The sequence below is a fragment of the Paenibacillus massiliensis subsp. panacisoli DSM 21345 genome (genome assembly GCF_000426545.1).
GTDB lineage: Bacteria > Bacillota > Bacilli > Paenibacillales > Paenibacillaceae > Paenibacillus > Paenibacillus panacisoli.
This window is the reverse complement of the sequence record NZ_AUFO01000019.1, coordinates 127,009-146,849: the sequence shown is the minus strand read 5'-3', so window position 1 is coordinate 146,849 and position 19,841 is coordinate 127,009. Positions and strand designations below refer to the sequence as shown.

Genomic DNA, 19,841 nt, shown 5'->3' with positions numbered 1-19,841 from the left:
CATAGACTACTTGCGCTTTGTCTTGTTTGGTGATTTTTCCTTGTTTTGAACTAAGGCATTCAACTTTTTTAGATACGCGTTTTCCATCCGCAAACGTTCTAGTTCGGCCTGTAATGCTTCAATTGATTCTTGCGCAGGCTTATTCTGATTAGATCCGTTATTCTGTTTATCTGACATGATACGACGCCCCTTTTTCTTTGGTATTAGGGCGTCGTTACCATATTCATTGAATTCACTGCGCCACCTTCGAATAACCCCTGGTGAAGAGATATTGAAGATCACAGCAGCTTCATTTGGAGACGTCCCGTTCTCATTCATATAGTTGAGTACGTCTAGTTTAAATGGCATGGAGTAGGCTGTATAGCTTTTTTCAAAGGCTTTTAAACCGTGATATTCGTATTGCTTAATCCACATACGCAAAACTTCATGATTCACGCCTAAAGCCTTGGCAATGCTCTTTGCCCCAGCAGACCCCGAAAGATATTGATTGATTGCTTCTTTTTTTAATTCTAAATTAAATTTGGACAAAAAAACTGCACCTCCAACTGTTAGATGGTGTCTAACAATTGGGGTGCAGTTCACTCATGAAAGGGGTCGGCTGTCTTTCATTCTCTGTGAGCTTGTGCTCACTCCGATCTATCTATTTGCCCAGAAAGCATCTAATGGGCCGCTGCTGTAAAGTTCCCTTGAGTATACTTGAGGTAAGGAGCATTGCTATTGCCTACAGTACATTGGAGTATCCGAGCTACGTGGGGAGCTAAGTATCCAAGCGCTCCTGAGGTAGGGCAGAGCCAGGGCCTCGTGGTCGATGATCTGCGCTCCCGCTAGTACGCATACGATCCTCAAACGGGTCTGCAAGTGCTGACCGCACAGGTTCAGCTTTCTTGACGCCAGGGATTGAAGCCAAGCCCTCGTGATCAGTGACGGTGCCTACATATTCCATATCACTTTCCGGAATGTCCGGCTCTGTACTTGGTGGAGAGAGCTTCTTATAGCGTTCGTAGGCCAGATCAGCCTGACTTAATGGGTCCTTATACATCATGCTTCATCTCCTTGTTCATGCGGATCGTATCATAGCATCGGAAAGACGTAGCGGACCAGAAAATACAGAAATCCAAAAAAGATAATAATATAGGCAGCATACTTGATGAATGTGGAGGCTACCCGGCTGGAATCGGAGGTTCTCCTTACTTCGGTACGTTCCATATCGACCTTGCGATGTTGTTCACTCATGATGTAACCCTCCTTGAATTCGGCGAATAAAGTATCTTGACACCACTTTAAACGGTTAACGGAGGCTTGAATCATAATTATAGTCTGTGTCAGTGTGATAGCTATGTCATTGCATAGCTTCAAGCATAGCTTCGAGCTTAGCCTGATGTACGCTCAGGATGTGGAGACGCCACTTCAGCGTTATCAGGAGGCGTATCCTCTTCGCCATCGAAGCCGTTCAGCAGGTCGATTCCGTGAAGTAGCTCTTCGGGTGCAGAGGAATCAATCGGGCTGTTGGGACTGAGTGCATCTGCATCAGGTACATTTTGAAGCGTCTCATATTCTCCCTGCATCAGATTGTCCCAGTTGGTCTCTGCGTTCTGCAGTGACGGCTCCGTGTTCAGTCTCGGGTTATCATTAGGCATGACAATCATCTCCTCTGATAAATTAGCTTGTGCATCTTTGTTGATCCTCTGAAATAACATGATCATGGTTCTCTTGAATAAGAGACATCGCCACCTATGGCCTCTTATTGGCACCTTACCCCAACTACGCCAAGGTCAAACGGCGCATGAGGGTGATGAAGTATATATTACCTAGGGAAGTGAAAGGCTATTCAACCGATGCCTTATTGCTGTATGATAAATGGACACTTCTGACGCTGATTTTTTCAGCAAGGGACCCAACAACGGGAGGTAACACAATGGACTGGCTGACACTCGGACATATGGTGAGGTCTATCAGAATCGGACAGAAGGCGTCTACTCCGGGTTACGGTCGAACGGTGATCCGCCGCCCTGATGGCCTGTACTGGGCAAATGGTATTTTGGCGGGCAAGGTTGTTGAACTACGGGACTACCTATTCAGTGATATATGGACGATATATGAGGATGAGGACAGCAAGCAATGGGTGGAATACAGAGATCAGATTGAGAAGCGGGAGCGTGAGATGATTGAGAATCAGTATGAGGAGGCCCGCTTTCGCTCCAGATGAGTTTGTGCATGCTACAAGCAGGTGTTCAAGGCGCGGCTATAGAATTATTACATGTAACATCAAGTTGAGCGAGTATTATCACTTCCATCATAGAAGTAATCACAGGATGGCTACATCGAAAATGAAACTGTTGAGGTGCCTTGCATGAAATACGCTTATAAGGCAATAACGGTTATCTGGATCGTAGTGATCTTCGCTGCAGTTGGCGCTATACCTGCATCAGCTACCCGAGTAGCTTCTACGGATCAGATTATTCCGACTTGGGATATGAGATGGGCTGGACCAGGTGAGAGAGGGACGATTCATGAAGGTCTGTCCAAGGATCTGTCATGGACGACGGTTACAGGGGATGAAGTTCTGCCGGACAAGCCTGAACGTGTAACTGCTGCGTGGATCCGATTGAAGGTACCCCAGTTGTATGACGAGATACCGGCTATCTATTTTCAGAATATTTACGGGAAGCACATTACGATCTACAAGGACAACATGATTATGTATGAATCGTACCGTCCTTACAGCTATGAATTGAACAAGGTACTGCTTCCGATCCAGCAGAAGGACAGCGGCAAGGACCTATACATATGGATGGACAGCCGTCAGGATAAGGTTGGAATTAGCGGTAAAGTGGTCGTAGGCGATCATCGGGAGCTGATGGGAGACCTGATCTGGGAGGATATACTGGATATCGTGCTAGGTGGAGCCTTTATCCTGATCGCAACCGTTCTGGCTTTTTGCTCATTCTTTTTATTCCGGCCGAACCTGCTTCTCTGGATTTCTTTATGTATCGTGGTGCTGTCGGTAGGCGTGTTGATTGTCACTTATTCTCCGTTCCTGTTCACGTTTTATCGGGAGGGTGGCAAGCTATATCTGCAATTATTCGATATTTCACTGTACATGCTGTCACCAGCACTCGCTCTGTTCTTCGAGCAGATTCTGGATGATAAGCGTTATATTCGCTGGGCACGGATTTGGCTAACAGGCTACTCTCTGTTCTGCATGGTGTTCATGGTCATTAATTTGTCGTCGGGCGACCGTTATTACGATAGCTATTTCGTAGTTAGCGTTCTGCTTCTGGGAGTGCAGCTTATCGCACTGCTCCTGCTACTCTTCTCTTCAGTCATTCGGCTGGCGCTCAAGGGTAGTAAGGAAGCTACGATTATGTCCATGGGGTTCGCATGCTTCTGCTTCTCCTCTGTAGGAGAGCTACTGCTGTATTACGTCAGACAGGGGCAATATGAGTTCTTCTTATGGAAATGGGGCGTCGTTGGCTTCATTCTTTCACTGATTACGATTCTGGGCCGACGCCTGACAGAGAAGCACCGTCAGGTCGTCCAATATTCTCGTGAGCTGGAAATGTTCAATAATGAGCTTCAGCGCTCGGAGAAGATGGATATCATCAGTGATCTGGCTGCATCTGTAGCTCATGAGGTGCGCAATCCTCTACAAGTGACACGCGGCTTCCTACAGCTCATTAGCGGTCAGGAGAAGGGCAAGAACAAGGGATATCTGGATATTGCTCTCGGTGAGCTGGACAGAGCATCCAGTATTATTACGGATTTCCTCACCTTCGCCAAGCCAGAGCCTGACCATGTGAAGACGCTGCAGCTGCTGGAAGAATTCAGGCATATTGAGGCCATCATCAGTCCAATGGCTAATCTGCAGGGAGATCGAATCTACCTGGATATTCCGCCTGGACTGAATGTGCGTGGGAACTCCTCCAAGCTGAAGCAGGCGTTCATTAATATTATCAAGAACAGCATTGAAGCTTTGGATGAAGAGGGTCAGATCAACATATGGGCATATCAGGAGGGCAAAGAGGTCATCATTCACATTCGGGATAACGGTGAAGGGATGGACTCTCAGACATTGTCACGTCTCGGAGAACCTTATTTCTCCAACAAGACAAAAGGTACGGGGCTTGGAATGATGGTGACGTTTCGAATTATTGAGGCAATGGGAGGCAGCATTTCATTTACAAGCTCAAAAGGGGTGGGGACAGAAGCTGTTGTCCGATTCCCGTCAGCCGGATAATTCCGGCTTTTTTTTCGGGTTAAGCTACGATGAGCTTCAGTTCCCCACGGTTAAACGCTGTTACCACCTTGCCTGAGGTCTAACGGCTGATAAGACTCCTGATGGATTCGGCGGCAGCACCAGATAGATTTGATCAGGTGTCTCCTCCAATGTCTTCAGCTGAATATGCTCTGGAAGCTGGATTCCGAGCATCTCTTGAATAACGGACTTAGGATCATGCAGCAGTCTTTCCCGGAACTCCGGATCTTCCCAGGCTTTTTGAATTACCTGTGTTTGAAGAAGTTCATTGATAGCCATCCATATCATCCTCTCCTAGGGGTATGAAGCGCTTGTCCCATCCAGTATAGCATGCAGCTTCGGAATTAGGCTATATTCATGATACATTTTGTTACAATTTTAAATTATAAAACTACCAAGCATACCAAGCAACTTGTGCTCGATCACTCCAAGTGTCTAGACAGCCAATACTCCAATCCCCCTCGCTGCAATCGCTGCTTCCCCGCTTCAAGTGCTTCGGCTTCCTGCAGCAGTTCCTTTGCGATTTCCTCGGCGAATTGATGCAAATCCGGAATGACAGGCTGTGCTTGCCCAAGATGCTCTGTGATCTCGATTGCGATGTAGGCAAATCTCTTCAAGACATCGTGCAGGAAGATAGCCTGTTCAATCTGCTGGGCTTCCAGCCCTTCCATATAGCTCCGTCCATTCTCTGCACTGACCAGTGATAGCAGACAGTTGTAGTCTCCTGCCTCCAGATCCTCTCTCCAGTCTGCCCAGTCATCGGACATCTGCAGTACGACCAATGCGTCGTCTGTCATGCCAGTAACCGCAGAAATAAAGTCTTCCTTGCCAGCCAGTATCAGGGCTCCAGTACCAGCGAGCTTGAGCGGGCTAGCCTTCAGTGCAACCTTTCTCCGATCCTGCTGAAAATCATCCTTCGTTAGCTCTCCAGCGACACTGTCGGCCCATTCATGGACATATGTACGGTAATATCCCCAGAACGCTGAATTGGTGGAAAAGTCACGCTGATATATATCCAGGCTTTCCGTTAGGAATAGGTTCGCTAGTACTAGCTGTGTGCGGCAATCCTCTGCTTGAGAATCGATCACATCGTCCTGCAGCAGAAAGTACAGCATGACAAACACATTGCCAAGGGCCAATCGGCGGTAGACATCATGGCTGAGACCCGTGAAATCACGCAGCCAGTAGGGAAGCAGATAACAAATGTAATTGCGCGTACTGTCCTCTTGCAGAGGATCAAAGCGATCCATGTACTGAAGAGCTTGGTTCCGCAGAGCTAGGGGGAATTGATTGACCCGTTCTCGGGCATCTGCAAAAACAATCTCCAGCTCATCCTTGTATGTCGTGTACCATTTCATAATTAGCCTCCCGCCTTCAAATGTACGCCCCATTATAGAGCATAGGAAAACTCTGCATAATATTGGGACATCCATGTCATAATATTACGGAATTGGAGGAAAAGACAAGACAATAAGGAGGTATAATCGTGGCATTACATTGGAAACGGCCTGTATGGATTGGATGCACTGTGGTCCTGTTGCTGAGCTCAATGCCCATGCATGCTCATAGCTCCGAGATCCATCCGGCTCATCCTGCACCATCCAGAGAGCAGAAGTCCGAGCCGGGTCATCATTTACTGTACAGATCACATAGACCCAAGCATTCGTTCATGGCAGAGACAGCTCGACTGCTCGGCATGAGCCGGAAGGAGATACACAAAGAGATTGAAGCAGGCAAGACGCTTGCCCAACTAGCTAAGGCAAAACGAGGCTGGAATGAGGTTCAGTTGATTGATCAGCTCATGCTCGTCATGAATAATAATCAACAGCAAATGCTGAAGGAGGGAAGGCTGACGCCAAAGGAGGCAGAGCAGCGCCAGCAACAAGCGAAGGTGTGGCTGCAGAAGATTGTGAATCAACCATTGCGGGATATCCACGCCAGGGATTCATCTCAATGCAAGGAGCAGAAATCGACCGGTAGAGGCACTGAGTGCTCCAAATAAGGCCGCAACTGCGATAAGACGCAGCGCGACCTTCAGCTATCAACAAAGTAATATTTAAAGTTTGTATTAAGGTTCTATACTATCTTATTCACAGACTGGTTCCAGCTGCCGATTGATCGGCGGAGGTAGAGGTATGTGTCCAGGGCAGCTTCAGAGAACGCTTTTTGCCAGGACCCACGAGCCAGCGGCCAAGAGAAAGCGAGGACAAGCCTCTGCTAATCGCCAGAGAGACGCTAGTGACCACAGCGAAGGTCAATAGTGTAGCAATCATGTGATAGCCTTCCAGGGACCATTGCCGGGTCAACAGCGACACCAGTAGCAACACCAGCGCATGAGCCAAATAAGCACCGTAGGAATAGCTGCCCATCCAGGCCAGCATTTTCCGGAACGCTCCTGGCTCCACCGCTGTATCCGTACGAAGTAGCAGACCATAGAGCAGCAGAATCTGCGAAATGATCAACAGGAAGGTGCTTGGCTTGAGATAGGTGGAAATGTTCAGATTCATGGTCGTACCTGACTGGTTCAGCACGGTATAACCCATAATCATGTACAACAGGACGAACACGATGCCATTCCAGGGCAGGACTCTCATGACCCACCGTCGCCAGGTCCCTATCATTCCCGCACATACGGCTCCCAGTGCAATGTAAAAGAAATACATCAGCACATTATAAGTGCGGAACTGAATGAACGGTTGGAGCCAGCCTGGCATTCGTTCGTACCAGTCAGCCATGTCATAGTAGGACCAGTGCATCAGGAGCGCATAAGCGCAGCCTAGTACAGCTAACAGCATTCCGGTCAGTAGCGTGCGGAAGGTGCTGTCATAACCATTCAGTGCGCTACGGACCCGGTTCACTCCGATCACAACAAGAGGGAACAGAATATAGAACTGGAAGATCATGACGACGAACCACAAATGATAACCTTGAGTCGGGATTATAAATTCCTTCAATAGCCCCGTCCAGAAGGAAGGCTCCGTCCAGGTATGGGACGACCACATACGAGTCACCAGCCAGTAAATGATGGTCCAGAGCATAAACGGAACAAAAATATCAGAAAACCGTCTTTGGATATATTTCGGATAGCTCACATCGTTCTTGTGATTATAAAATAGCAGCGCCGCTGAAAGAAAAACAAAGGTCGGCGTGCCAAAACGGGTCAGATGATAGATCATAACCAGCATGGTAGAATCCGGCTGCAAAATATCGCTCCTGTAAATATACTCACCGATGCTGTGCTGCAGCACAATAGCCATAAAGGCAAGGCCGCGTAGCTCGCTCCATTCCGCAATCCGCGGCTTTCCTCTCTTTTCCAACATGCATGACTCCCTTCTTTCCCTACCCTAACCAACGGCTATTATAACGCAGCAAGATTAATGTAGCATTAATGCCTGAATACCGACGAACGTGTATATCAATAAGTAGAACCATATAGAAATATAACCCCGTAACGTCGCTCAAAAACGACCCTAACGAAGCAATATATACCTGTGCTGTGCGATTTGGCATATACAATATCCTATCTAGAGTTTATAATGATACCGCTTACTTTTTTCTAATTTGTGAAATTCATCCTATTCAGCAAAGTAAGGAGCGACGGTAATGTTTATTGGTCGACTTTCGGACTGGGCGCAAGAGAAAGAGCTTTTGCACCCAGCTATTCATCAAGCGATGGCGTTTTTGCAGCAGACGGATTTTTCGGGCTTGGAGAATGGTAGATATGATATTGATGGAGATCGGATCTTTTGTCTACTGCAGGAGGCTGAGACAGCACCTACAGCAGAGAAGCGCCCAGAGGCACATGAGAGATTTCTCGATATCCAGTACTTGATCCACGGACGGGAGCGTATCGGTACGGCCCGCTTGAATGGACAACCTGTGGAAGAAGATTTAATGAGTGAGAAGGACATTGTATTTTTTGCAAGAGAAATGACTGATGAGATCGATGTTATTTTGGAGGAGGGCATGTACGCGCTCTTCACGCCACAGGATATCCATCGCCCATGCTGTGAAGCCGGGAGCAATATGACCATTCGCAAGGCAGTAATCAAGATCGATAGTCATATTCTGAAGTCTGCAGAATAACCAGTATACCAACAAAGCTAATACACCTGCAAAGCCGCCAGAGGCGGTCTGCAGGTGTATTTGTTATTAGATAATAGCATGTAAAGTTATCAGCGTATCCCGAATGAAAGTAAGTCTATACTTCTGCACCGTTCTCCTCAGCCCAGCGATTCAGCGTGCGGTCTGATGGAAGCAGGTAAGTCAGTATGCCGAGCAGTGGCAGGAAGCCAGATACATACATAACGGTCGTAATCCCCGCGAAGTCTATCCAGTTCCCCATGACGAGGGCACCCACCCCACCCAGACCGAAGGCAAGCCCGGTGATCAGGCCAGAGATGGTGCCGATCTTGCCAGGTACCAGCATCTGCGCGTAGACGACGGTGACAGAGAAGCTGGACAGGAGAATGAATCCGATCAGCGCAAGCAGGACACCCGTCCAGAACAGATTGGCATAAGGCAGTAGCAGGGCCATTGGCGCAGCCAAAGCCATCGACAGGAAAATCACATTGCGTTTCCCGAAGCGATCAGCCAACGGACCTCCGAAGAAGGTACCGACAGCACCTGCCGCAAGAAACAGGAAGATGTACAGCTGCGCACTGCTCAGATCCACCTTGAACACCTCCATGAGATAGAAGGAGTAATAGCTTCCGATGGAGGAGATGTACCATGAGCGAATGAACACCAGCAATACCAGTAGTACGAGAGCCGTCGCGATTCGTCGCCGGACATCCGGGTGAATCGAGCGTGAATTCGTCTGCTTCCGCCGCTGGACTCCAGCAGTGAGCATGCGGCCATACCAGCGTGCAATGAAGATTTGTACGGCAATCCCTGCAGCAGCGACTCCAGTGAACCAGATCGCACCGAACTGCCCCAGCGGAATGAAGACGAGACTCGTCAGAATCGGGGCCAGGGATTGCCCGGCATTCCCGCCGACCTGAAAGATAGATTGGGCCAATCCACGACGGGCTCCGGCAGCCATATGGGATACCCTCGACCCTTCAGGGTGAAAGGCTGCTGAGCCAAGGCCCACAAAGGTAACCGCTACGAGCACGGCACTATAATCTTTGGCAAAGGCGAGCAGGAGCATTCCTGTGAACGTAAAGCACATCCCAATCGGTAGCAGGGCTGGTGTAGGCCGACGATCCGCGAACCAGCCGACGACGGGCTGCATGATGGAGGCCGTAAAATTAATCGTGAACGCAATCCAGCCGATCTGCGTGTAGCTTAGCTGCATGGATTGCTTCAAAATCGGGAATATAGCTGGAATGACGGATTGAATCGAATCGTTGAATAAATGCACAAGACTGATGGCAATCAAGATGTAAAAGACCGTGCCTTGAGGCTGGGCTCCGGATGAGGGAGTCCCTGGGAGCTCTCGTGGCTTGGCGACACTAGGGGCGGGCATGCTCATTCTCCTTTACAGATCATTGTGACAGCATAATGCGTATTGACAACTAATACTTTAACCAGATCAAATGCGAGTATAGAGTCGCTGCAAGCAGGGAGCCCTGTCGACCACTGTTAAGCTTGCTGTTCTTTCCATCTATGATGAAGAGCGGTTGAACAGCAAGCTTAAAGGCGGCCACTTCGTTTCTCTAGAGCTTCCCCGTTTTCCGCTAACTACTACGTTCTCCAGATCATTCAACCTGGAATCATATTCGGTCAAGGTACTAGTCTGAACAAACCGAGTAGGCTGGTAAGAAGTCAGTGGTTGACACAACATGTTTATGTAAATATGCAGATAACAAGTGCTAACAGTATAACACAGAAATGTGAATAAGAGGCCGCCCTCTACCCATTCTACAGAATGATGAAGAGAGCGGCCTTGGAAGGGTACGTGCTGCAGGCGTTCCTCACGTTCAGGCTACGCCGCAGCCTTGATGGTCTCTTATTGCTTAGCCACTTTATCGCTTAACGGTTATCAATGTTCTCCGGATACATATCATGGTTCATCATGCGCTGCTCAGCCATTTGCTCATATTTCGTGCCAGGTTTGCCATAGTTGGTGTAAGGGTCGATTGAGATACCGCCTCGTGGTGTGAATTTGCCCCATACCTCAATGTAGCGTGGGTCCATGAGCTTGATCAGGTCATTCATAATGATATTTACGCAGTCTTCATGAAAATCACCATGATTACGGAAGCTGAACAGATACAGCTTGAGAGACTTGCTCTCGACCATCTTGATGTCAGGGATATAGCTGATATAGATTGTGGCAAAATCCGGCTGTCCGGTAATCGGACACAGACTGGTGAATTCAGGACAATTGAATTTTACGAAATAATCACGGTATGGATGCTTGTTGTCGAAGCTCTCCAGAATGCCTGGATCGTATTCAAAGGTATACTTGGTTCCTTGGTTGCCAAGCAACGTAATCTCACTCAGATCTTCTTTTTGTCTTCCTGCCATAGGTAGCACTCCTTATATAAATAAAAATAGATTGCGACTCAAAATATGAATCAGACTCCTCGTTTATTGCCCCAGACCAGCGTATGAAGCTGAGGAAGTACTCTGACGTCATTCAACTCCGGGTCCTCCATGACCCGGTCAATGAGCCACTCATAACGGGCTAGTAGCGACAAGGCCTGGTCTGTGATCGCTAGCGTGTGGACATCCGGATTACCTGTCTGCAGGAACAGAGGAGCATCTGGGTATCTTCTGTAGACCTCGCGAGCGTAGCCCAGGTCCTGCTCGTCAAAAATAACAATCTTGATGCTGTAAGATTTCGAACCAGGACGAGCTGCCAGACGTTGAACGAGCTCATCAAGAATGTTCCAATCCGTTGCCATCCCCGAGCTAGGTGGCTTGGGAGAGACCGTAACCTCATCAATGCTCAGCAGCCAATCCTGCCAGCGGGAGCCCTGCGTCTCCACTGCAGTCGCAATTCCATGCTCGTGCAGCAGCTCGATGAGGCCGGACAGCTGCGGAAGCAGAGCGGGATTGCCGCCTGAAATGGTAACGTGAGAGAAGCGATCGCCGCCAATGCTGTGTAGCTCCGTCCAGATTTCTTCAGGAGACAGCCGACGGATCTGATCCTTCGCACTGCCATCCCAAGTGAACGCCGAATCGCACCAGGAGCAACGATAATCACAGCCGGCGGTGCGGACGAACATGGTCTTGCGTCCGATGACCATGCCTTCGCCCTGTACGGTAGGCCCGAAGACCTCCAGCACAGGAATGGGAGCTGCCGTGCTTGTATTCATGGTGGCTATACTAGTCATTGAACATCCACTCCCGTCTGACCTCCGCATAGCTCGTCGGTGTCTCGTACAGTCGTACGAACTCGGTACGTCCGCCGCGAACGCGCTCACTGTATTCGGGAGAGGTAAGCGCAGTTTCCATTTGCTCGAACATCCAGACGACCATATTCTCTGCCGTTGTGTTCATCGGTGGCAATGTCTCGTTAAGATAGCGATGGTCAAGATAGCCGTTAATATACTCCTGCCAGATGCTCTTGATATCGCCAAAATCAATAGTAAGGCCAACCTCGTTCGGATAGCCGCTAACGCCAAAGACTACCTTATAGGTATGGCCGTGCAGGTTCTTACACTTGCCTTCGTAGGCGTGAAGATGATGGGCGGCATCGAAGGTGAATTCCTTGCTCACGAGCACACGCTTGTTATGATAGCGGAGCTGATCGTGACGAATATCCTCTCCGAACTTTTGAAGTTGCTCAACGATTCGAAAAGGTCCTGGCTCACGCATGCGAAGCACCTCCGGCTGTGGAGTCCTTGGATGACTGGGCAAGCTCATTCCGATATTCATCCAGCCCTGCCTTGCGCAGATGACACGCTGGACATTCGCCGCAGCCATCTCCAATGATGCCGTTATAGCAGGTGAGCGTCCGGGTATGCACGAAGTCAAATGCCCCCAGCTCGTCTGCAAGACGCCATGTCTCGGCTTTATTCAGCCACATCAGCGGCGTATGAATCACGAATTGATAATCCATGGACAGATTTAATGTCACGTTCAAGGATTTAATAAATACATCGCGGCAGTCCGGGTAGCCACTGAAGTCGGTCTCACATACGCCTGTGATGATGTGACGTGCACCTTTTTGCTTGGCCATGATCCCGGCAAAGGTTAGAAAGAGCATGTTGCGTCCATCTACGAATGTGCTGGGCAGTTCGCCCTCGGCTTGTGTGATCTCAATATCATCACGTGTCAGGGCATTCGGGGCCAGCTGATTTAGCAGGCTCATATCCAGCACCGTCTGCTTCACGCCAAGATCACGGGCAATGCCCGCAGCGACCTCAATCTCCAGCTTGTGGCGCTGGCCGTAATCGAAGGTAACGACCTCGACCTCTGCAAAACGTTCAAGCGCCCAATACAGGCAGGTTGTGCTATCCTGTCCACCGCTGAATACAACAATGGCTTTCTCATTTTTAAGCATAAAAAAACCTCTCAATCTTCTTGGAATCTGCAAAGCAACGGCTTTGCCAAAGGAAGACGGAGAGTTTCATGAACTGGCATCCAACAAAAAACAGGCCTTGCCTCATCCAGAATTTTCACTGGGGGCCAAGCGCCAAATAGTTTTTTATAGAGGGAGTTCGCGAACCTCTCCCGTGACCATGCACGGAATATCTTCAATTATTGAACTGCTGTAGAACTATTGCCATTGCACTGCGCGGTTGTTCTTAATTCACAGAGCATAACCAGCACCGTAACATTATAGCATGTCTGGCCTATTTAATGAATACACTTCCGAAAGGAATAATTTCACGCAACACTCGTTTCATCAGACCTTCATCCGCCAGGTCCTGCTCCAGCCTGCGGCTATGCTGCCCTGCTTGAAACAGTACAGTTCCTTGTCCAGTCATCTTCAGATGATAGCTCATATGTTGACTGGCCAAATGATTGCCGTACACGGCCAACTCCAGCTTGGCCTGCTCGGGATAAGCGATCACACTGCTCGCTTCGATGTACAGAGGCTTCTCGGGATCCAGAGCTTCCTGACAGACCATGCCGGGGGTCAGCAGACCAATCTCGCCGCTTCCATCAAATCTCATCTTGAGGACTTCCTTGGTGAAGAGCATATTCTTGACGTTAAGGAGCTTCGTTCTCATCCGGATGCCGTGCGTATAGTAGAACAGATAGCGAAAGTCATACAGCAGGCTACTGCCATCCTCGATCGGCACTGTCGTGAAGGAGAAGCCTGGGGGCAGAGCTGCTGTGAAGCGGCATGGACCGCTGAAATCCGCCTGAATCAGCTTGCGCTTGCGGTACATGCCCTTGATATTCATCAGCTTGTCATGCCGTAAATGACTGGAGCCACGATATGCAATAATCTGCTGCGGATGAAGGACATGGACAAGATCTTCTTCACCCAGATCAAAGGTCACGGCTGATCCTCCCAGATCGCTGAGTTCATTTTCATTGTGTATTTGCACCTTGTCACCTCGCTATCCTTGCTGCCTGTGATCCAATGATTACATTGGCATTGCAGAAATGATCAGTAGCTCTGCCCGGAGCGGAGCTTCATAACCAGACGTAATACGCGTATAAATAGGAAATAACCAGCGAAAAGACCGACCGCAGTCCACAAAAGTATACGATTGCGATGTGAGGCAGCTTCACGCTGCTGTTGCAGCTGGGTCAGCTCACTTACTGTAGCAGCCAGCTGCTGATTCTGTGTGGAGAGCTTGGCGTTCAGCTCCTGGTAGCTCTCAAGGCTCTGTTGGGCCTCCTCCAGCTGCGCTTTGGTCTCCTGGTAGCTGTCCTGAAGCTGCTGTACCTCTCCAGGCAAGCGGGAGAGCTGCTCCCAGCCATGGGTGACATCCTCCCAGTATCCTGCATGAGCTTGTCCGCTCCACAGCCAGACTGCAACAGACATACTTAGAAGCATAAGCCATCGTGGAAGGAGACTGCGAAGTCTGAAAAGCATATAGGGTTCCTCCTCAGCTATAGTTGAATCAGGATTGGTTTAAGTGTACCCCAAACGGGGTATATGAATAAAGTTCAGAGCGACAGGGGGCGATACATCCATGTTGCTGCACGATTTGAGCCATACTTCTATACTACGACACCATACGACCTTCAGTAGCACTCAGATCACTAAGAGCCGAAAAAAATATTAGAACTATTTCACATAAAGAGGAGATGGACGGATATGAAAAAGCAAGATGAAGCCTACAAAAAGATATGGATTACCGTGAATGGCAAGCCTTTGGGCAAGGAGCTCATGCTGGATAGTGTCACCTATGAGCTCATTCAGACGGAGTTGATTCATGAGGAGACGTCCCCACCATCTATGTAATGCCACAGCGTTCCTTTGGTTAAACTGAGCTGAATAACACAACTTCTTGAACGAGTTAATCTACAACCCTTGTTACGATAGGCCACAGAGCAGGAAAAGCCAAACGGCTTGCTAGAACCTGCACTGTGGCTTTTTGTCGTATAGACCTCCTGCATATCTGTGATGTCCTACTGCGTAGAATGTCGCATGGGGGAATAGGGTCCGTATTAGAATTCGTAATTACGCAAGCTTCTTATTGTTGATTTATAGAATACAAGGGCATAGATAACTAAAATCAAAGGTTTTAATGTAAAAAACATCACAATAAAAGGATTTTTTTAGGCTGAAATACAGGCTTGACTAAAAATATGGGTATTTTCTTCCACGGAACTGATGTTCCCTGACAATATGATGACGATTCTTCCTGATAGGGTATAGATATATTTGCGTACAATAGGGGGAAATGTTCATGAGTAGCATGTTAGATGTTAGCTATACCTGGAGTAGAGAGGCTATGTCCGCTACTGGAAGGCATCAGGCTCATTTGCTGGTAGAGTGGGGGAAAGTCTATGGTCGCAGAAGACGAATCCATATGAGACCTAAAATGCTAGGCTGTGACCTTCGGATGCACCTGATACCTGAACCAGGAACTCATTTTGGTAGAGTCTTAGGAACTAGAGTGGAAATGGATCTGAATGATCGCCCCGGAGAAGTCATAATACACTGTGGGAATTTGTATAGTGGCCAGAGCAGGCATGCTTTGCTAGACTTTCGAGTCGACCCGCATCCCTCCGGGAGGCATGCTGTATGTGCAGTAGAGTGGAGCTGGCGTAGACCTGGCAGTGACGAGCGCACCGCACTGCGTTCGGAAATGTTGTTTGTTCATTTTACGTTGCATACAGGTCTGATCATGGCCTCTCCTAACCCAAGAGTGCAGAAATTCATAATGTTCAATGAATCCTTCGAGATATTGAGAAAGGCATTGCGTCTATATGAAAGGGGGTCAGCTGTACAGGGAGGGGACATGCTGCGGAGACATGCAGATAGCTTGTTGATCCGGGCTACGAGACTAGGAGATTACGATTATTTGCGGGAAGCCGAGATTTTTTTGGATTTATATCGCTCATGGAACGAGACTTATGTAGTGAAAAAAGAATTACTGGTTCAATAAGGAAATATTTCCTGCAAGCTCTAAATAGTCACAAAAGCCATAGTTAACCTGCATTAAAATGGAAAATGTATGTCATTTATGAAAATGTTGGGTGAGTCTAATTTACTATGTTAAAGAGGAGGAAAGTCCTTGACTGATCGATTGATTCGGCTCATGCGCATCATTACCATTGTACAGGCGAACCCTGGCATTTTGGCAAGAGAACTCGCAGAGCGCTGTGAGACATCGGAGCGGACGATCTATCGGGATATGGAAGCGCTCAGTGCTATGCATATCCCCATCACCAATATGGGGCATGGTAAAGGATACATATTCATTAGCAATTTTGCCTTATACCCGCTGAATTGGACGGAACAAGAGGCAGCTGCTTTTTCCATGCTATCTATGGTGATGGATCGGGTGAAGCCTATGCTGCCGGATGGATTCGAAAGCGCCTATGAGAAGGTAATGGCATCAGCCCAGAAGAAGAAAGTAGAGCAGGCCAATGTTGCACAGCAGCTTACTAACATAATTCGCTTAGGTCAGCCTTCTAGCCGAGAAGATCAGCCTTATTCTCTTATGCCTATTATATTAGCCAGCCTGACCCAGCAAACGATAGAAGTAGATTATTATCCTGGCCAAGGAGTTGACGAGGGACTACAACGAATTGATCCCTATTGTCTCATTCCTCAGGAACGAAGGTTCTTTATGTTAGGTTATTGTCATTCTCAATCCAAGGTACGGACATTTCGGATCAGCCGATTCCGCAGTGTCCGAATACTCTCTCGTACGTTCCGCAAGGAAAGCTACGATGTAGAGCATTTTTTTCGTCACACATGGTCAGTACGCAAAGGTCAGGATCATACTCGATTTATCATTAAATTTGATCGTGAACTGGCGCAGACCATCAAAGCGGAGGAGCTGTTCGTTAAGCCAATTCTGAAGGATCTACCTGATGGAAGTCTATTATTTGAGGTTACAGTGAATCGAGATAGCGATTTTTTACAATGGCTGTACAAATTTGGACCTGGAGCTGAAATTCTTGAGCCCATCCACTATAGACAACGGTTAAGAGAAATGCTGAATATGTGGGGAACCATCTATGCCGAACAGAAGGCAGAAGGAAGCGATTATTAAAACAGAGCTTCAACGAAAGCATAATTACAGCACGGGAGAGAATGCTCGTCCTCTACTGGAAATAGGCTGACCATGTTGCTAATCAGCCTGTGTGTTCAGGTTTTATCGCGAAACAGATTGGCAAGATTACCGAATGGATTGTAGCCCTCATCCTCGTCATCGCTGCTGGAATACACGACTTTTGAACTGATCGACTCCTCATTAGCCGCATTATTCGTCACGAGATTCAATTGATCGAAGTAACGAATGAATAGCTCGGCTGTATTCACGGCATCATCCAGTGCACTATGCTGACGCCCGTCGAAGACAATTCCGCAGCTTTCCAGCGCCTGGCCGAGGCTTAGCTGACGGTACTTCCCTGGTTCCCCTAGCACAGCCGAGATCTGTTTCTGGATATCGTTGGTATTGCAAATCCAGAACAGGTCTGTTCTATGCGTGCGACAGTGAGAAATAAGCTTCATCCGATCATCTGGTCCCCAAGCACACAAATAATAGCTGCCTGGTTCTCCCAGCCACGCTGCGAACTGGCTAGCGGCTTCACCAAATAAGGGCGCGGCATCAATCTGCTTCTGACCAATGCCAGTGAAGCGAATGGTATCTGCAGATAATACGGGACGATTCGTAGGACGTACGTAGGTATGGAAGCGGTCCGAGATGACAAGCCTGTCGCCTTCCTGTGTGCACTTCACTGCGCCGATGTCTATGATTTCAGAAGAATAATTCGTATGGCGACTGACGGTAAACTCCAGATCGTAGATTACGTATTGCATGGGCCAAGCTCCTTTTGCAAAAGAATCATAATAATATGCTGCATTTCTGGCAGCAGCTTGATTTATTAAGTATCTATCCTCAGGTATCACAGAGTCAATACGTTAGCTGGATATTTTTTTACATAGCAAAGGACCTCAGCTCCACGATCATGTGGAAGCTGAGGTCCTTGCTTCTTGCTGGAATTTGATGCACAAGTACCTCGCGGATGCTGATCCGTCAGACTAGCATTCCTGAACTGTACTTGTCATCATGCCATTAGGATGCTGGCAGAATAATTTTTTGACCTGGATAGATCAGGTTCGGGTTGCTCAGCTTGTTCAGCTTTTGCAGATTCCGCCAAGTTGTTCCATATTTCTTGGAGATCGACGTCAATGTGTCTCCGGATTTAACGATATAGATCTCCTTATCCGTTGTCTGCGGAGCAGATGGCTTCGCAGGCTGTGGCTTAGGAGTGGTTACAGGCTCTGGTGTTGGCTGTGGAGCCGGAGCTGGAGCTGGTGCAGGAGCAGCAGGCTCTGGCGTCGGTTCTGGGCTAGGTACGGTCGTAGAAGCACCTACTGCAGAGATTCGACCATCTGCCTCAGCTGCAATGGTTCCTGGCTGTTGCATGTACCGGATCAAAGCCTCATCCAGCGAGCCATACATACCAGCTTGTGGGTATTTCGTGAACATGCTGTACTGGTCTCCGCCGGCTGCAGTAAAGTCATTCGTAGCCAGAGTATACGTAGCAGTTGGGTCATAGGCTTCGCCGCCTACCAAAAGGTCAACGACTCGATTACCCGCTGCTGCGGAAGCATCAATCTTGAAGGTCATGCCAGATACTTGCGGGAAGCCGCCGCTTGGTTCCGGGTAGGAAGACACACCGTTCTCCAGAGCAGCTTTCAGGTCAGCACCAGTAACCTCCAGAGTTACCACTTGGTTACCGAATGGAAGCACCGTAATGATGTCCCCTTTGTTTACGTTGCCGGCCTTAATGGAAGCACGGATGCCGCCACCGTTCGTCAACGCCACATCAGCGCCACTCACGTCCTTGAGTGCATCAGCGATGAGATTACCAAGATTGGTCTCGCCTGCACGAACATGCTCACGCACGCCGTCCAGCTCTACAGTAGTCGTAGCGACCTGCTGTGCCAGAATAGGCTCTTGTTCTTTACGAATGGAATCAATGAGTGCAGCAACCTCTGTGTTTGGAGCAATATCAGCCGCTTTGGTCTGATCGATCAATTGAGCCTTCTTGCTAACCACTTCGCCTTCATTGACCCAGAAATCAACGACTCCCAGGTATTTGGAGTATTCTCCGGCACTGGCGAGCAGCGTACCGTTATCACTGACCAGGCCGTTCTCCAGTACGGTGTGGCTGTGGCCATCAATAAAGATGTCAATACCTGGAACTTCCTTGATCACCTTGAAGCTAGTATCCGTGCTGGATGCATCCTGACCCAGATGGCCCATTACAACAATTACGTCCACGTCGTCACGAATCTCGTCCACGATCGCTTTAGCCTCAGCAGAAGGATCAGTGAATTCAATGCCTTCTACGTTCTTAGGGTTAGTCTTATAAGCCGTTTCAGGCGTAGTCAGTGCGATAAGTCCGACTTTGACGCCGTCTACTTCTTTAATGGTATAAGGTTCGAACAGGCGGGTTCCGTCTGTTTTCTTTACGTTTGCACTGAGCATAGGGAAATTCATCAGACCGGCCAGCTTTACGAGCTGAGTGGAGCCATAGTTGAATTCATGGTTACCAGGAACCATCGCATCATAGCCCATCTTGTTCATTACGCTTGGAATGCTCTCGCCATTCACCAGCGTTGCAAAGGTTGTACCATGCACTGCATCACCGATATCCAGCAGCAGTGTGTTCGGGTTCTCCCCGCGATACTTGTCGATGATACCCGCCAGCTTGGCATACCCCATCTCGGGATCGTTTGCTACGACATGAGAGTGGACATCATTCGTATGCAGCAGTGTGATGTGCTTGCTGCCTTCAGGCACAGCGGTATCGGCTGCAGTATCAGCCATAGCCATTCCTGCAGTTCCGAAGAGCATAGTAGCAGACAATAGCACGGCAGAGAGCCTTCTCCATTGCTTCATGTAGATATAACCTCCTAATATGTTTTTGTATAGATTATAGAATCCGCTGAATCTGTAGGAATCGCAGGATTCTGTAACCGCAGGTAAGCAGCATGGGATGCGCTCCGCGTCCTCTTGGGCCAAGGCTTCCAAGGACA

Annotated in this window: 22 protein-coding genes, 1 pseudogene and 1 riboswitch; of the genes and pseudogenes, 7 read left to right on the top strand and 16 right to left on the bottom strand. The window is 48.6% G+C overall.

Annotated elements, in window-relative coordinates:
- From K331_RS0116485 to K331_RS0116470, 4 genes and pseudogenes are all read right to left on the bottom strand, one after another.
- A pseudogene (locus K331_RS0116485) lies at positions 1-528 on the bottom strand (transposase); the annotation flags it as partial.
- Between the two features lie 229 nt (positions 529-757).
- Positions 758-1,042 carry a hypothetical protein gene (locus tag K331_RS0116480; protein WP_028591141.1) on the bottom strand — a complete coding sequence of 95 codons (285 nt, stop codon included), beginning with the start codon at positions 1,040-1,042 and terminating at the stop codon, positions 758-760.
- 29 nt (positions 1,043-1,071) lie between these two features.
- Positions 1,072-1,233, bottom strand: a complete 162-nt coding sequence (locus K331_RS32255) for a hypothetical protein (RefSeq protein WP_018885124.1) — start codon at positions 1,231-1,233, stop codon at positions 1,072-1,074.
- A gap of 137 nt (positions 1,234-1,370) precedes the next feature.
- Positions 1,371-1,637, bottom strand: coding sequence for a hypothetical protein (locus tag K331_RS0116470; protein WP_028591140.1), 267 nt, complete (start codon positions 1,635-1,637; stop codon positions 1,371-1,373).
- A 278-nt stretch (positions 1,638-1,915) separates the two neighbouring features.
- On the opposite strand from K331_RS0116470, the gene K331_RS0116465 reads away from it, so the two are divergent.
- On the top strand, positions 1,916-2,206 hold the full coding sequence (locus tag K331_RS0116465) for a hypothetical protein (RefSeq protein ID WP_028591139.1): 291 nt from the start codon (positions 1,916-1,918) through the stop codon (positions 2,204-2,206).
- Between the two features lie 144 nt (positions 2,207-2,350).
- Positions 2,351-4,237 carry a sensor histidine kinase gene (locus K331_RS0116460; protein WP_028591138.1) on the top strand — a complete coding sequence of 629 codons (1,887 nt, stop codon included), beginning with the start codon at positions 2,351-2,353 and terminating at the stop codon, positions 4,235-4,237.
- 60 nt (positions 4,238-4,297) lie between these two features.
- Here K331_RS0116460 and K331_RS0116455 read toward each other — a convergent pair whose 3' ends face one another.
- Together K331_RS0116455 and K331_RS0116450 are read right to left on the bottom strand one after the other, a co-directional pair.
- A complete protein-coding gene (locus K331_RS0116455; RefSeq protein ID WP_028591137.1) occupies positions 4,298-4,534 on the bottom strand; it encodes an NHLP leader peptide family RiPP precursor in 237 nt (78 codons plus the stop codon).
- Positions 4,535-4,677: 143 nt separating this feature from the next.
- A complete protein-coding gene (locus K331_RS0116450; protein ID WP_028591136.1) occupies positions 4,678-5,613 on the bottom strand; it encodes a hypothetical protein in 936 nt (311 codons plus the stop codon).
- A gap of 128 nt (positions 5,614-5,741) precedes the next feature.
- Here K331_RS0116450 and K331_RS0116445 point away from each other — a divergent pair, with 128 nt between their 5' ends.
- Positions 5,742-6,257 (top strand): hypothetical protein, encoded by a 516-nt coding sequence (locus K331_RS0116445; protein ID WP_028591135.1) that lies wholly within the window; start codon positions 5,742-5,744, stop codon positions 6,255-6,257.
- Positions 6,258-6,345: 88 nt separating this feature from the next.
- On the opposite strand, the gene K331_RS0116440 is transcribed toward K331_RS0116445, so the two are convergent.
- On the bottom strand, positions 6,346-7,575 hold the full coding sequence (locus K331_RS0116440; protein ID WP_028591134.1) for an acyltransferase: 1,230 nt from the start codon (positions 7,573-7,575) through the stop codon (positions 6,346-6,348).
- Between the two features lie 283 nt (positions 7,576-7,858).
- Here K331_RS0116440 and K331_RS0116435 point away from each other — a divergent pair, with 283 nt between their 5' ends.
- Positions 7,859-8,341, top strand: a complete 483-nt coding sequence (locus K331_RS0116435) for a YhcH/YjgK/YiaL family protein (protein WP_018885116.1) — start codon at positions 7,859-7,861, stop codon at positions 8,339-8,341.
- Positions 8,342-8,456: 115 nt separating this feature from the next.
- Here the strand turns inward: K331_RS0116435 and K331_RS0116430 are convergent, their stop codons facing one another.
- The 7 genes from K331_RS0116430 to K331_RS0116400 form a co-directional block, all read right to left on the bottom strand.
- The gene (locus tag K331_RS0116430; protein WP_028591133.1) at positions 8,457-9,725 is read right to left on the bottom strand and encodes an MFS transporter; all 1,269 of its coding nucleotides are present in this window, start codon (positions 9,723-9,725) and stop codon (positions 8,457-8,459) included.
- 506 nt (positions 9,726-10,231) lie between these two features.
- Entirely contained in the window at positions 10,232-10,729 is a 498-nt protein-coding gene (gene queF, locus K331_RS0116425) for a preQ(1) synthase (RefSeq protein WP_028591132.1), read from the bottom strand.
- Between the two features lie 50 nt (positions 10,730-10,779).
- Complete coding sequence (gene queE, locus K331_RS0116420) at positions 10,780-11,541, bottom strand: 7-carboxy-7-deazaguanine synthase QueE (RefSeq protein ID WP_028591131.1); 762 nt, start codon at positions 11,539-11,541, stop codon at positions 10,780-10,782.
- A complete protein-coding gene (gene queD / locus K331_RS0116415; RefSeq protein WP_028591130.1) occupies positions 11,534-12,025 on the bottom strand; it encodes a 6-carboxytetrahydropterin synthase QueD in 492 nt (163 codons plus the stop codon). Before queD ends, queE begins: the two co-directional genes overlap by 8 nt.
- Positions 12,018-12,713, bottom strand: a complete 696-nt coding sequence (gene queC / locus K331_RS0116410) for a 7-cyano-7-deazaguanine synthase QueC (protein WP_018885111.1) — start codon at positions 12,711-12,713, stop codon at positions 12,018-12,020. Before queC ends, queD begins: the two co-directional genes overlap by 8 nt.
- 130 nt (positions 12,714-12,843) lie before the next feature.
- Positions 12,844-12,887: riboswitch (PreQ1 riboswitch) on the bottom strand.
- A gap of 118 nt (positions 12,888-13,005) precedes the next feature.
- A complete protein-coding gene (locus K331_RS0116405; RefSeq protein WP_051289870.1) occupies positions 13,006-13,710 on the bottom strand; it encodes an AIM24 family protein in 705 nt (234 codons plus the stop codon).
- 62 nt (positions 13,711-13,772) lie between these two features.
- Positions 13,773-14,204, bottom strand: coding sequence for a hypothetical protein (locus tag K331_RS0116400; protein ID WP_028591128.1), 432 nt, complete (start codon positions 14,202-14,204; stop codon positions 13,773-13,775).
- 225 nt (positions 14,205-14,429) lie between these two features.
- On the opposite strand from K331_RS0116400, the gene K331_RS32245 reads away from it, so the two are divergent.
- The 3 genes from K331_RS32245 (at position 14,430) to K331_RS0116385 (ending at position 16,842) form a co-directional block, all read left to right on the top strand.
- The gene (locus K331_RS32245) at positions 14,430-14,576 is read left to right on the top strand and encodes a hypothetical protein (RefSeq protein WP_169718354.1); all 147 of its coding nucleotides are present in this window, start codon (positions 14,430-14,432) and stop codon (positions 14,574-14,576) included.
- A 448-nt stretch (positions 14,577-15,024) separates the two neighbouring features.
- Positions 15,025-15,726, top strand: coding sequence for a hypothetical protein (locus K331_RS29745; protein WP_051289869.1), 702 nt, complete (start codon positions 15,025-15,027; stop codon positions 15,724-15,726).
- Between the two features lie 129 nt (positions 15,727-15,855).
- The gene (locus K331_RS0116385; RefSeq protein ID WP_018885106.1) at positions 15,856-16,842 is read left to right on the top strand and encodes a helix-turn-helix transcriptional regulator; all 987 of its coding nucleotides are present in this window, start codon (positions 15,856-15,858) and stop codon (positions 16,840-16,842) included.
- A gap of 95 nt (positions 16,843-16,937) precedes the next feature.
- Here the strand turns inward: K331_RS0116385 and K331_RS0116380 are convergent, their stop codons facing one another.
- Both K331_RS0116380 and K331_RS0116375 read right to left on the bottom strand, forming a co-directional pair.
- The gene (locus K331_RS0116380; protein ID WP_028591127.1) at positions 16,938-17,612 is read right to left on the bottom strand and encodes a 3'-5' exonuclease; all 675 of its coding nucleotides are present in this window, start codon (positions 17,610-17,612) and stop codon (positions 16,938-16,940) included.
- Between the two features lie 256 nt (positions 17,613-17,868).
- Entirely contained in the window at positions 17,869-19,704 is a 1,836-nt protein-coding gene (locus K331_RS0116375) for a 5'-nucleotidase C-terminal domain-containing protein (protein ID WP_028591126.1), read from the bottom strand.
- Positions 19,705-19,841 lie beyond the last annotated feature (137 nt).